1 protein-coding gene is annotated in these 15,614 nt (G+C 62.1%); it reads left to right on the top strand.

Features of this window, described 5'->3' with window-relative positions; all coding sequences use genetic code 11:
* On the top strand, positions 1-15,605 hold a 15,605-nt coding region (locus tag ALQ04_RS20080; RefSeq protein WP_147466616.1), incomplete at its 5' end, for a non-ribosomal peptide synthetase.
* Positions 15,606-15,614: the final 9 nt, after the last annotated feature.

Genomic DNA, 15,614 nt, shown 5'->3' with positions numbered 1-15,614 from the left:
TTGCTGCCCAGGGCGAAAGCTCTCAGGCGCATTCGCTGCGGCAGGTAATCTTTGGCGGTGAAGCGCTGGAAACCGGGATTCTCAAGCCGTGGTACGCAAGAGCGGTGAATGCCGGAACCCAACTGGTCAACATGTATGGCATCACCGAAACCACGGTGCACGTCACTTACCGGGCTTTGCAGGCGGCGGATGCCTTGCAGGCCGGTGTCAGCCCGATTGGTGTGCGGATTCCGGACTTGCAGACCTACGTGCTGGATGCCAATCGCGAGCCGGTACCGGTTGGTGTCGTTGGCGAGCTGTATGTTGGCGGCGCGGGTGTAGCGCGGGGCTACCTGAATCGTCCCGAGCTGAACGAAGAGCGGTTTATTGCCGATCCATTCAGCACTGACAAGCATGCTCGCCTGTACCGCACAGGTGACCTGGCACGCTGGACCGGCGAAGGTAGCCTGGATTATCTGGGTCGTAACGACGACCAGGTGAAGATTCGCGGTTTCCGTATCGAGCTGGGCGAGGTCGAAGCGCAGCTTTCTGCTTGTAGCGGCGTACGTGAAGCGGTGGTTATTGCTCGTGAAGACGTACCGGGCGACAAGCGTCTGGTGGCCTACGTCATTCCTTCACAAGGCGAAGCGCTGTCTGCCACCGAACTGCGCAATGAACTGTTGCAGAACCTGGCCGAGCATATGTTGCCCAGTGCCTTTGTGATCCTCGATGCGCTGCCGTTGACCACCAATGGCAAGCTGGACCGCAAGGCCTTGCCGGCGCCGGATCAGTCAGCGCTGGCCAGTCGTGCCTATGAAGCGCCGCAGAGCGATGTCGAGCGGGCTATTGCCCAGCTCTGGCAGGAATTGCTCGGCATCGAGCAAGCCGGGCGACATGACAACTTCTTTGAGCTGGGTGGTCACTCGTTGCTCGCCGTGAAGTTGATCGAGCGTATGCGGCAACAGGATCTCAGCGCCGATGTGCGGGTCCTGTTCGGCCAGCCAACCCTGGCGGCACTGGCCGCTGCGGTGGGCGGACAGCTTCAGGTCGTGGTACCGGCCAATCTGATTGTCGAAGGTTGCGAGCGCATCACGCCAGAGATGCTGCCGCTGGTGGATCTGGATCAGGAAGCCATCGACCGTGTGGTCGCCAGTGTGCCCGGCGGGGTTGCCAATGTGCAGGATATCTATGCGCTGGCACCGCTGCAGGAAGGGATTCTGTATCACCACCTGGCCGCCGCCGAAGGCGATCCCTATGTCTTGCAGGTGCAGTTCAGCTTTGCGGACCGGCAGCGTCTGGAGAGTTTCGCCGCGGCATTGCAGCGGGTCGTGGATCGTAACGACATTCTGCGTACTGCCGTGGCCTGGGAAAGCCTGAGCGAGCCGGTTCAGGTGGTCTGGCGCAGCGCAACCCTGGGCGTTGAAGAGGTGTTGCCGCCACTGGGTGCAGGCGATGTGCTGCAGCAACTGCAACAGCGCTTCGATCCGCGTCACTATCGTCTGGATGTTTCCAGGGCGCCATTGATGCGTCTGGCCTGTGCGGCCGATCCGGCCAATAACCGCTGGGTCGGGATGCTGCTGTTCCACCATATGGCCCTGGACCATACCGCGCTGGAAGTCGTGGTGCAGGAAATGCAGGCCTGTCTGACTGGGCAAGCCGATCTGCTACCCGCTGTGGTGCCTTATCGCAACCATGTGGCTCAGGCGCGACTGGGTGTCAGCCGCGAGGAACATGAAGCCTTCTTCCGCGACATGCTTGGCGACATTGACGAACCGACCCTGCCATTGGGCCTGCAGGATGTGCAGGGCGACGGCAGCGGCATCGAAGAAGTGCATCAAATGCTTGATGCGTCGCTGAGCCAGCGCCTGCATGCCCAGGCTCGCCGCCTGGGAGCCAGCGCTGCGAGCCTGGTGCACCTGGCCTGGGCTCAGGTAGTGGGCAGGCTGGCGGGCCGTGAAGAAGTGGTGTTCGGTACGGTGCTGATGGGCCGCATGAGCGGCGCTGCCGGAACCGACCGGGCATTGGGCATGTTTATCAATACGCTGCCGCTGCGCATCGATGTCGGTGTCCATGGCGTCGAAGCCGGCGTTCGGGCGACTCATCAACGACTTTCGGCACTGCTTGGCCATGAGCATGCTTCGCTGTCGCTGGCCCAGCGTTGCAGTGGCGTGCCATCCGCACTGCCGCTGTTCAGCACGCTGCTCAACTATCGCCACAGCGCAGGCCAGGCTTCGGCACCGGAAGCCGTAGCGGCGTGGGCCGGGATTCAGACCCTGTCCATGGAGGAACGCACCAATTATCCGCTGACCCTCAACGTCGACGATCTGGGCGATGGGTTCATGCTCACTGCCCAGGCGGTGGCCGCGATTGGCGCGCAACGCAGCTGTGATTTCATGCAGACTGCATTGTCAGGTCTGGTCACGGCTCTGGAAGAGGCACCGCAGACCCCGTTGAACCGCCTGCCGGTGTTGTCGGGCGCGGAGCGAGACCGGCTGCTGGTGACATTCAATGCCACCCAGGCAGCGTATCCCGACGCGCAGACCATTCACGGTCTGTTTGAAGCTCAGGTCGAGCGCACGCCGGATGCCGTGGCGCTGGTTCACGGTGATGAGCGCTTGAGCTATCGCACCCTCAACGAGCGCGCCAACCGTCTGGCTCATCATTTGCGCAACCAAGGCGTGCAGCCGGACTCGCGAGTCGGCATCTGTGTCGAGCGGGGCGTGGACATGGTGGTCGGCCTGCTGGCCATCCTCAAGGCCGGTGGCGCCTATGTACCGCTGGATCCGGCCTATCCGGTGGATCGCATCGCCTACATGCTGCAGGACAGCGCACCGGCAGCCATTCTGGCGCATGCAGCGAGTCATGAACTGCTGGCCACATCTTCGGCACCGATCATCGAACTGGATCGAGGTACCTGGCTCAACGAGCCGGCCGCCAATCCGCAGGTAGCGGGTCTTGCTTCCAGCCATCTGGCTTACGTTATCTATACCTCGGGTTCGACCGGCCTGCCCAAAGGCGTGATGATCGAGCACCGCAATACGGTCAACTTCCTGACCTGGGCGCAGCAGGCATTCGAGCCTGAGGTGCTGGCCAAGACCCTGTTCTCGACGTCGCTGAACTTTGACCTGGCGGTCTACGAGTGCTTTGCGCCGCTGATTTCTGGTGGCTGCATCGAAGTGGTGAAGAACGTACTGGCCCTGCAGGACGACGAGCATGACGTCACCCTGATCAATACCGTGCCGTCGGCCCTGAAAGCGCTGCTGGAATCCGGTGGCCTGGGGCAGGGCGTACATACAGTCAACGTTGCCGGTGAAGCACTCAAAGGTTCTCTGGTGGAGAAGCTGTTTGCCGAAACCAGCGTCAAACGCCTGTGCAATCTCTACGGTCCTTCGGAAACCACCACTTATTCCAGCTGGGTGGCGATGGACCGCGAAAACGGTTTTGCCGCGCACATTGGCAAACCGGTGGCCAACACCCAATTCTACCTGCTCGATGAGCACCGTCAGCCGGTTCCATTGGGCGTTCCTGGTGAAATCTATATCGGCGGTGCCGGTGTGGCGCGTGGTTACCTGAATCGCGATGACCTGACTGCGGAACGCTTCCTGTCTGATCCATTCAACGCCGGAGAGCGGATGTACCGCACCGGCGACCTCGGTCGCTGGCTCTCGGATGGCAATATCGAGTACCTGGGTCGTAACGACGATCAGGTCAAGATTCGCGGCTTCCGTATCGAACTGGGTGAAATCGAAGCCAAGCTGGCGCGCCATCCTGCCGTGAAGGAAGCGGTGGTCATGGCTCGCGAGGACGTGCCGGGCGACAAGCGTCTGGTGGCGTACTTCACCGCGCGTGTCGAAGCGGTCGAGATCGAGGCGCTGCGTGAATATCTGCAGGCGCTATTGCCGGAATACATGGTTCCGGTCGCCTATGTGCATCTGCAAACGCTGCCGCTGACGCCTAATGGCAAGCTGGACCGCAAGGCGCTGCCGGCCCCGGACCTGCAGGCGCTGGTCAGTCGCGGCTACGAAGCGCCACAGGGCGAAATCGAAGTGGCGCTGGCGCAGCTCTGGCAGGAACTGCTGGGCGTCGAGAAAGTGGGACGCTTCGACCGGTTCTTCGATCTGGGCGGGCATTCACTGCTTGCCATTCGCCTGATTTCCCAGGTCAGGCTGCGCCTGGGTGTCGAACTGAGCCTGGCCGAACTGTTCACCCACGCCGAGCTGTCGGCGCTTGCCGGATCGCTTGCCCAGGCGGGGCGCACCACGCTGCCGGATATTGTCCGGGTGCCGCGGGATGAAGATCTGCCTCTATCGTTTGCCCAACAGCGGTTGTGGTTTCTGGCGCAAATGGAAGGCGGCAGCACCGCCTATAACATGCCTGCCTGCCTGCGTCTGCGCGGTGCGCTCGACGAAAGCGCGCTGCAACGGGCACTGGAACGTATCCTGGCGCGCCATGAAGCCTTGCGCACGCACTTCGCCGTTCGGGAAGATCAGGAACCGGTGCAACTGATCGCAGCGGCCGACAGCGGATTTACCCTGAGCCGCAGCAATCTGCAGGCCGGCCAGGATCATGAGCAACAACTGCTTGCCATGGCGCAGGCGGAAGCTCTGGCACCGTTCGATCTGGCTGCCGGACCATTGATTCGCGCTCGTCTGGTCCGTCTGGGCGCCGAAGATCATGCCTTGCTGGTCACCTTGCACCATATCGTCTCCGATGGCTGGTCCATTGGCGTGCTGACCCGTGAGCTGAGCGCGCTGTATGAAGCGTTCAGACAAGGTCTGGACGACCCGCTTGCGCCATTGAGCGTGCAGTACGCCGACTATGCCGTCTGGCAGCGTCGCTGGCTCAGCGGTGAAGTGCTGGAAAGCCAGAGCCGTTACTGGCAGCAAACCCTGGCCGACGCACCTGCGCTGCTGGCACTGCCAACCGACAAGCCGCGTCCGGCGCAGCAGGATTATGCCGGTGCAACCCTGGGCATCGTGCTCGATGCCGAATTGACCCGTGATCTCAAAGCCTTGAGCCAGCGCCACGGCACGACCCTGTACATGACCGTCATGGCTGCCTGGGCGGTGCTGCTGAGCCGTCTTTCCGGGCAGGAGGACGTGGTGATCGGCTCGCCAATGGCCAATCGCATGCGTGCTGAAGTCGAGCCATTGATCGGCTTCTTCGTCAACACCCTGGCAGTGCGTATCGACGTTGCGGACGATCCGGATATCAGGACACTGCTGGCCCGGGTCAAGGAGCGGGTCCTGAGTGCCCAGGCCCATCAGGACCTGCCGTTCGAGCAGGTGGTGGAAGTGGTCAAACCGGTGCGCAGCCTGGCTCACAGTCCGGTGTTCCAGGCCATGTTGAGCTGGCAGGACGCGGGCGGTACGGCTCTGGCGCTGGAAGGCCTGGCACTGGAAGGCATCGGCATTGCCAATACCGTGTCCAAGTTCGATCTGTCTCTGGACCTTGGTGAGTTGCAGGGACAACTGGTCGGCAGCCTGGAATACGCTACTGCACTGTTCGGGGAAGCCACGGTGCGCCGCTATGCCCGCTATTTCGAGAACGTCCTGCGCGCTCTGGTGGCAGGTGACGGCAAAACCGTCAGCAGCATTGAGTTGCTGGATAGCGAAGAGCGTCAACGTTTGCTGGATGAGCTCAATCGCACTCGCACAAGCTATCCGCAAACCAGCACCATTCATCGTCTGTTCGAGGAGCAGGTGGCTGCCCGACCTGAAGCCATTGCCGTGGCGTGCGAAGGCCAGCGCCTGAGTTATGGGGAGTTGAATCTGCGGGCCAACCGCCTGGCACATAGCTTGATCGGCATGGGCATCGGCCCTGACGATCGCGTGGCAATCTGTGTAGAGCGCGGCATCGACATGCTGGTTGGCCTGCTCGGTGTGCTCAAGGCAGGTGGCGCTTATGTACCGCTGGATCCGGCCTATCCCGCCGAGCGTCTGCAATTCATGTTGCAGGACAGCCAGCCCAGGGCAGTGCTGAGTCATCGTGGACTGGAGCGCGGGTTACCGGATCTGCACATTCCGCTTGTGGCGCTGGACGGCCCGATCACCGGCGCCGGGCACAACCCGGATGTCGCTGGCCTTAACGCCCGGCACCTGGCCTATGTGATCTATACCTCCGGCTCGACCGGCAATCCCAAGGGCGTGATGATCGAGCATCGCGGGCTGGTCAACTACAGCCTCGACGCCGCACGACTGTTCGAGCTGTGCGCAGAAGATGTAGTGCTACAGCAGAACTCGCTGAACTTCGACCTGTCGGTGGAGGAGATTTTCCCGGCGCTGCTGGCCGGCGCAACCCTTATTCCCACCCGCGACATCTTTGCCAGCCAAGGTCTGCCTGATCAGGACCAGGCAGACTCGCCAGCCCCAAGTGTGCTGCACATGACTGCCGCGCATTGGCATACCCTGGTCGGCGACTGGCACCATCAGCCTGAGCTGGCAGTCCGGGCTCTGGCCGATGTGCGCCTGATCAACGTCACTGGCGATGCCTTGTCGGCCCAGAAGCTGCAATGGTGGCAGGCGCTGCGTCCGGCACATGTCCAGTTGATCAACACCTATGGTCCGACCGAGGCTACGGTGTCGTGCACCACGGCGTATGTGGACCACTCTGTTGCCAGTCATAACGTCACCATCGGCAAACCGATGGCCAATACCCGCATTTACCTGCTCGACGCCCGGCAACAACCGGTTCCGGCCGGGGTGGCCGGTGAAATGTACATTGGTGGCGACGGGGTCGCCCGCGGCTACCTGAATCTTGCCGCGGTCAATGCCGAGCGCTTCCTGGTCGATCCGTTCAACGACGAGGCGGATGCACGCATGTACCGCACCGGCGATCTGGCGCGCTATCTTGCCGACGGCAGTCTCGAATATCTGGGCCGCAACGATTTCCAGGTCAAGGTGCGGGGGTTCCGCATCGAGCTGGGCGAAATCGAAACCCGTCTGGGCGATTGTGCCGGGGTCAAGGAAGCGGTGGTGATTGCCCGCGAGGATGCACCGGGCGAGAAGCGCCTGGTCGCCTATGTGGTGCCGCATGCCGGGCAGACACTGAGTGCTGCAGCCCTGCGTGAAGCGCTTGCGCCGGTGCTGGCCGAGTACATGCTGCCCAGTGCTTTCGTGATGCTTGAGGCAATGCCGCTGACGCCAAACCGCAAGCTGGATCGCAAGGCGCTCCCTGCACCGGAAGGCGATGCCTTCGCCAGCCGCCTGCACGAGCCGCCGCAGGGTGCTACCGAAACTGCGCTGGCGCAGATCTGGCAACAATTACTGGATATCGAACGTGTAGGACGCCACGACCATTTCTTTGAACTGGGCGGGCATTCTCTGTTGGCCATGCGCCTGATTTCCCATGTGCGGCAGCGCCTGGGCACCGAATTGCGCCTGATGGATATATTCGCCCAGCCGGTACTCGAAGCCATGGCCAGGGGACTGGCCCAGGCGGCGCGCAGCTCGCAGCCGTCGGTTGTTGCGGTTTCCCGGGATCAAGCCTTGCCACTGTCGTTCGCCCAGCAGCGCCTCTGGTTCCTGGCGCGTCTTGAAGGCGACAACCCGGCCTATCACATTCCGGCCGGCCTGCGTCTGCGCGGCGAGCTGGACATGAATGCGCTGCAAAGTGCGCTGGACATGCTCGTGGCTCGCCATGAATCACTGCGCACCACGTTTGTGCAGTTGCCGGGCCAGGATGCCGAGCAATGCATTGCATCGTCCGATACCGGTTTCGAGCTGCGCTTGCAGACTCTGGAAGGGCAGCCTGCTGCCGAGCAGAGCCTGTCGCTGTTGATTGCCGCTGAGGCAAGCGCATCGTTCGATCTGGGCAAGGGCCCGCTGGTGCGTGGCCAACTGGTGCGCATGAGCAACGACGATCATGTCCTGCTGGTGACTTTCCACCACATCATTGCCGATGGCTGGTCTTCGGACATTTTCACCCGGGAACTGGGTCTTCTTTATGAGGCCCTGCGTAACGGTGAGGCCGATCCGCTGCCAGCCCTTGGCCTGCAATACGCCGACTATGCAATGTGGCAACGCTGCTGGTTGAGCGCCGATGTCTTGCAGCAGCAGAGCGGTTACTGGCAACAGGCGCTGGCTGGTGCTCCGGCGCTGTTGAGCCTGCCCACCGACCGAGCGCGGCCTGCGCATCAGGACTATGCGGGGAATGCCGTCGGCCTGATGCTGGATCAGGCGCTGACCGAACAGCTCAAGGCGCTGAGCCAGCGTCAGGGCACCACTTTGTTCATGACGGTGCTGGCGGCCTGGGCTGCGGTGTTGGGGCGTCTGGCCGGTCAGGATGATGTGGTGATCGGAACGCCGGTGGCCAACCGTGCCCGGGCCGAAGTCGAAGGCCTGATCGGTCTGTTCGTCAACACCCTGGCGCTGCGGGTGGACTTGTCTGCCGAACCGACGGTCGAGGCACTGCTGCAGCAGGTCAAGGCTCGCACCCTTGAAGCCCAGGCTCATCAGGACTTGCCGTTCGAGCAGGTGGTGGAAGCGGTCAATCCGGTACGCAGCCTGTCCCACAGCCCGGTGTTCCAGGCCATGCTGTCCTGGCAGAGTGGAGCAGGCGAGGGTCTGGCGCTTGGCGACATGAGCCTGCAAGGTGTGAATACCAGCAGTCGCAGTGCCAAGTTCGATGTACTGCTGGACATGGCGGAAATCGGCGGCGGCCTTTACGGCTCGCTGGAATATGCCACGGCGCTGTTTGACCGCGACACCATTGAACGTCACCTGGGCTATCTGGAGGCGATGCTGCGGGCCATGGTTGCTGACAGCCAGATGATCGCAACGCATATTCCGCTGGTGCAGGACAATGAGCGCCGGCAGTTGATCGAGACCTTCAACGCAACTCAAGTGCAGTACCCGCAAGGTCTGATGCTGCATGGCTTGTTCGAGAGCCAGGTGGCACGGACGCCGAATGCCACGGCCCTGACGTTTGCCGGCACGTCGTGGAGCTATGCGCAGCTCAACAGCCAGGCCAACCGCATCGCCCACCGCCTGATCGGCATGGGCGTTAGTGCAGAGGACCGGGTCGCCCTTTGTGTCGAGCGCAGCCTGCATATGGTCGCGGGCCTGCTGGGGATTCTCAAGGCCGGTGCCGCCTATGTGCCGCTGGATCCTGATTATCCAGCGGATCGACTGGCCTACATGCTGGAGAACAGCGCACCGGTAGCGGTGCTTGGCCAGGTGTCCCTGCGTGACAGCCTGCCGCACTGCACCTGTCCACTGCTGATGCTCGATGGTCAGGAGGCAGGGCAAGGCTTTGCAGCCCAGCCTGACCACAACCCGGCAGTTGCCGGCCTGAGCGCCTCGAACCTGGCTTACGTCATTTACACCTCCGGTTCCACCGGCCAGCCCAAAGGGGTGATGAACGAACATGCCGGGGTCGTGAACCGGCTGCTGTGGATGCAGGACGAATACGCGCTGGATACCCACGACGTGGTATTGCAGAAAACCCCGTTCAGCTTCGATGTGTCGGTGTGGGAGTTCTTCTGGCCGCTGTTCAACGGCGCCCGTCTGGTCATGGCGCGTCCAGGTGGCCATCGTGAGCCCGCTTACCTGTGCGACATCATTCAGGCTGAGGCGGTGACGACTCTGCACTTCGTGCCTTCGATGCTGGAGGTGTTCCTGGCCCACGACAATCTGCAGCGCTGCCACAGCCTGACCCGCGTAATGTGCAGTGGCGAGGCATTGCCGGGGCATCTGGTCCGACGCTTCAAGGCTCAACCAACCAGCGCCATTCTGTACAACCTGTACGGCCCGACCGAAGCGGCCGTGGACGTTACGGCATGGGATTGCAGCGGTCTTGAAACGCCGGACAACACGCCGATTGGCAAACCGGTGGCCAACACCCGGATCTATCTGCTCGACAGCATCGGGCAACCGGTACCGCTGGGCAGTGCCGGTGAAATCTTCATCGCGGGTATCCAGGTTGCGCGTGGTTATCTGGGCCGTGATGAATTGACGCTCGAACGCTTCCTGCCCGACCCGTTGAGCAACGATCCAGCGGCGCGCATGTACCGCACCGGTGACCTGGGCCGGTATCTGGCCGACGGCACGCTGATTTATCTGGGCCGTAATGACGATCAGGTCAAGGTCCGCGGCTTTCGCATCGAGCTGGGAGAAGTGGGCTCGGCTCTGGGCTCTCATCCGCAGATTATGGAAGCGGTGGTCGTGGCGCGTGAGGACATTGCGGGTGACAAGCGTCTGGTTGCCTATTACACCGCGCATCAGGATAGCCCGCGCCTGGAAGTCGAAACCCTGCGCGGCTATCTGGCGGGGCTGTTGCCGGAATACATGGTCCCGGCGGCTTATGTCAGGCTGGAAAGCCTGCCGCTGAGCGCCAATGGCAAGCTGGATCGCAAGTCATTGCCTGCGCCGGATCGCGACAGCATTGCCAGCCGCAGCTATGAAGCCCCGCAGGGCAGCGTCGAGATCGCGCTGGCCGGGATCTGGTCCGAGCTGCTGCAGGTTGAACAGGTCGGGCGATTCGATCACTTCTTTGAGCTGGGCGGGCATTCGTTGCTGGCCGTCACGCTTATCGAGCGCATGCGCCAGGCTGGACTGAGTGCCGATGTGCGTGTGCTGTTCGGGCAGCCGACTCTTGCCGCGCTGGCCGAGGCGGTCGGCAGCGAGCATGAAGTGAGCGTGCCGACCAATCTGATCGCCGCCCAGGGTTGCGAACGGATTACCCCGCAAATGCTGCCACTGATCGAGCTGAATCAAGGCGAAATCGATCGACTGGCTGCAGCCGTACCCGGTGGTATGGCGAACATTCAGGATATCTACCCGCTGGCACCGTTGCAGGAAGGCATTCTCTATCACCATCTGATTGCCGCGCAGGGTGACTCCTACTTGCAGCAGGCGCTGTTTACCTTCGCGGATCAGGACCGGCTGGATGCCTTTATTGCTGCATTGCGCGGCGTGATCGGACGCCATGACATCCTGCGTACGGCCATTTTCTGGGAAGGCTTGAGCGAGCCGGTCCAGGTGGTATTGCGTGAAGCGCCGCTGCCTATCGAGGTGCTGACCCTGGACCCACGGCAAGGTGCGCTGGAAAGCCAGTTACGTGAGCATTTCGACCCGCGTCACCAGCGCATCGATGTGCGCCAGGCCCCGCTGCTGCATCTGGCGTATGCCTATGACAATGAGCAGGATCGCTGGGTTGGCATTCTGTTGTTCCATCACATTGCGCTGGATCATACCGCGCTGGATATCGTGCAGGCGGAAATGCAGGCCTTCCTGACCGGGCAAGAGGCACAACTGGGCGCGGCCGTGCCGTATCGCAACTATGTGGCCCAGGCGCGTCTGGGTGCAGAGGCGCAGACACATGATGCGTTTTTCCGGGAAATGCTCAGCGATGTAACGTCCTCGACGCTGCCATTCGGTTTGCATGATGTGCAAATGGACGGCAATGGTATCGAACAGGCCAGGCTGGTGCTGGACGAGGCTCTGGGCCAAAGGCTGCGTGCCTGTGCCCGGCAACTGGGCGTAAGCCCGGCCAGCCTGCATCACCTGGCCTGGGCGCAAGTGTTGAGCCTGGTCAGCGGTCGTGACGATGTGGTCTTCGGCACCTTGCTGATGGGGCGCATGCAGGGCGGCGAGGGTGCCGACCGGGCACTGGGCCTGTTCATCAATACCTTGCCGATCCGTATCGATATCGCGCATCGAAGCGCAAGGGATGCGGTGCGCTCGGCCCATGCTGCGCTGGCAGCGCTGCTGGCCCACGAACATGCTTCTCTGGCACTTGCCCAGCGTTGCAGCGGTATCGAGGCTCCAGCGCCACTGTTCAGCGCCTTGCTCAACTATCGTCACAGCGCGGTGCAGGCCGATGCCCAGACACAGTCGGCATGGGACGGTATCCAGGGGCTGGGCGGAGAGGAGTGGAGCAATTATCCACTGACCCTGAACGTGGACGATCTGCTCGACTCCTTCGTACTGACCGCGCAAGCCGTGCCTCAGGCCGGTGCCGAGCGTCTCTGCGGTTATATGAATCGGGCCTTGTACAGCCTGGTCGAAGCTCTGGAACGAACCCCGGACAAGCCGGTGCATGAGTTGCAGGTCATGCCGCTGGCCGAGCGGCATCAGGTCTTGCTGGAGTTCAACGATACCCATGTGGACTATCCGGCGGATCAGCCAGTGCATCGCCTATTCGAGGCGCAGGCGCAACTGACTCCACGGGCTATTGCTGTAGAACACGATGGGGTACAGACCACCTATCAGGCACTGGACGACAAGGCGAGGCGGCTGGCTGGTCAGCTCTGGCACGAAGGCGTCAGGCCGGGCGAGCGGGTGGCCATGCTGTTGAACCGCTCGCTGGACTGGTTGGTCAGCGCCCTGGCGATTCTCAAATGTGGGGCGGTCTACGTGCCGCTGGACCGTCAGGCTCCTGAAGAACGTTTGCGCCTGATTCTGCAGGACAGCGCCGCAATACTGACCTTGAGCAGCGCCGATATGCCTGTGCCGCAAGGCATTCGCTGGCTGGATGTTGCAGCGCCGATGGACCTGGCTTCTGTGAGCGAGGTGGATTTTGCGAACGAGGTGCAAACGACAGGCAACGATGCCGCCTACGTCCTGTATACCTCGGGCTCCACGGGTATTCCCAAAGGCGTAGTCGTGCCACATCGCGGCATTGCGCGGCTGGTGCTGAACAACAGCTTCGTCGAGTTCCGCGCGGAGGATCGAACGGCTTTCGCCTCAAACCCGGCATTCGATGCAAGCACCATGGAAGTCTGGTGTGCGCTGCTCAATGGCGGGCGGCTGGTAATTATCGATCACGAATGCCTGCTGAATCCGGCTCGTTTCACGGATGTGCTGGCGCGTACCGAGATCAGCGTGCTGTTCCTCACCACGTCACTGTTCAACCAGTACGTGGGCCTGATCGGGTCAGCCCTGGCAGGCTTGCGAGTCTTGATTTCGGGAGGCGAGCGGGCCGATCCGCAGGTATTCGGCAAGATGCGTGCGCTGGCTCCCGATTTGCAGTTGATCAACGGCTACGGCCCAACCGAAAGCACTACTTTCGCGACAACCCATCGTTTCAGCGAGCTTTCGCCAACGATGACCAGCCTGCCGATTGGCAAGCCTTTGTCCAACACTCGGGTGTATGTGCTGGATGCGCGACAAAAACCGGTTCCGGTGGGCGTAGCGGGTGAAATCTGCATCGCGGGCGACGGCGTGGCGCTGGGCTATCTGAACCGTCCAGAGTTGACCGCCCAGGTGTTCCTTGATGATCCGTTCAGCCCGGGCGAGGGCGCGCTGCTGTATCGCACCGGCGACTCCGGACGCTGGCAGGCGGATGGCACGCTGGACTATCTGGGTCGTACCGACAGCCAGATCAAGCTGCGTGGTTACCGTATCGAGCTGGGCGAAATCGACGCCAGGCTGAGTCTGCATCCGGCGATCAGGGAAGGGGTGGTACTCGCGCAGCAATCGGCTGCGGCAGGGCAATACCTGGTGGCCTATTTCACTGCCGACGGTGACGTGGGCATAGACGCGCTGCGAGCGCACATGCAAAGCCAGCTACCGGACTATATGGTGCCGAGCGCTTATGTAAGGGTGGAAAACATGCCATTGACAGCAAACGGCAAGCTTGACGTGAAGGCCTTGCCGGTTCCCGATGAACTGGTGCTGGTCAGCCGTACCTATGAAGCGCCGCACGAGGGCCTGGAAACCATACTTGCCGAGGCCTGGGCGCAAGTGTTGCAACTGGAGCGGGTGGGACGCCACGAGCGGTTCTTCGAGCTGGGCGGGCATTCGTTGCTGGCAGTGCGTCTGGTTGGCGTACTCACGCCAATCGACGCGCGTATCAGTTTGTCCGAGGTCTTCGAGCACGACAGTGTCGCGGCCATGGCCGAGCTTATCCAGCAGCGTGACTCTAATCAGGCCGAGGCGAGCGGGGCCATTGCGGTACGTCGCAGCGGTAGCCGTACGCCGTTGTTCCTGGTGCATGAGTTCAGCGGCCTGGATCTTTACTTCCCGGCACTGGGCAAACACATCGACGCCGATACCCCGGTCTATGGCTTGCCGGCGCTGGCCTGGGGCGAGCAGCAGTTGCAGACCCTGGAATGCATGGCGACTCGCTTGATCGGGCTGATGCGTGCGGTCCAGCCGCAAGGCCCCTATCGTTTGGCGGGCTGGTCGTTTGGCGGTGTACTGGCCTATGAAATCGCCAACCAGTTGATTGCGCTGGAAGAAAAGGTGGAGTTCCTTGGCCTGATCGACAGTTATTTCCCTAGGTGTGTGGATCAGGGGCATGCACGCTGGACTCGCGAACATGGGCATGCCTTGCACCTGCTCGATCGTTGCGAGGTGCTGGGCAATGCCGCTGCGCCGGACAGCACAGAACGGGCACGGATTACTTCGGCCGTGGCTGCATTGCAGTCCATGGCGCGACAGGTCGATTTCGACACGCTGCTGGCGGCCTGCCGTACGCAAAACCTGCTGCCTGCGGAAATGGCGGTACTGGGCCGTGATGAGCTCTGGCATTACCTTGATCGTGAAGTCGCCCATGGGCATGCGCTGGCGAACTACAGCGTTTACCCGGTTCCTGTGCCGGTGCATCTGTTCGTGGCCGCCGAGCGGGCTGAGGATGCGCCGCAGCATGAGGGTTATCTGGGCTGGGAAGCGGTTCTGCCCGTCGCGCAATTGCGTTGCGTATCGGTGCCAGGCAACCACCAGAGCATGATGGAAATCCCGCATATCCAGACACTGGGCCAGGCTATCGATACAGCCTTGGCTGAGGGCGGTCCGACAGGCCCGGATGGCGGATCGTTCCAGCCGCTGCTGACGATTCAGTCCGGCCGTGCCGATCATGCCCCCGTGTTCTGCGTACCGGGCGCCGGCGACAGTGTCACGGGCTTTATCGGCCTGGCTGACGCTTTTGGTCCGCACTGGCCGTTGCACGGTCTGCAACCCCGGGGGCTGGATGGTGCAACGGTGCCGTTCGGCCTGGTGGAAACCGCTGCCCAGGCCTACCTGAAGGCCATCGATGCGATCCATCCTCACGGTCCGCTGCATTTGCTGGGTCATTCGTTCGGCGGCTGGGTGGTCTACGAAATGGCCGCTCGTCTTCAGGCCCAGGGGCGCGAGGTTGCGTCGCTGACCCTGATCGACAGCGAGTCACCGGGCGGCAATGGCGTCGTGGGCCGGCCGTACACCAGCAGCGGGGTATTGAAGCGCCTGATCGAAGCGATCCAGTTGTCCTCAGGCAAGTCATTGCAGATTGATGCGGCAGCCTTCGCTGCGCAGAACGATGTCGGCCAGATGCGCATGCTGCATGCAGGCATGGTGCGCGCCGGGATCTTGCCAGCGCGTTCTCCGGTCACGGCCATGAACGGTCCGGCGCGTGCCTTTGGCGCGGCCTTGCGTACTCGTTACCAGCCAGTTCTGCGTTATGACGGCCCGGTTCGCCTGGTGCTGGCCGAAGACCCGACCCTGGATGCGGCAAATAACCAGCGTGAACAGCAAGCGATGCTTGAGGGCTGGCAGTCCCTTGTTCCGGACCTGAGTGTCTGGTACGGCCCGGGTAACCATTTCACGATTCTCAAGGACGGTCATGTGCAACGCCTCGCGCAATGGTGGCGCGAAGGACTGGTTCCATCAGGCAAGGAAGTCAGCCATCAATCGACCCTGCAATAACGGCCTCGA

Source organism: Pseudomonas cichorii, from assembly GCF_003700275.1.
GTDB classification, from domain to species: Bacteria; Pseudomonadota; Gammaproteobacteria; order Pseudomonadales; family Pseudomonadaceae; genus Aquipseudomonas; species Aquipseudomonas cichorii_B.
The sequence above is the reverse complement of the archived record's forward strand: the minus strand, read 5'-3'. Positions and strand labels throughout refer to the sequence as shown.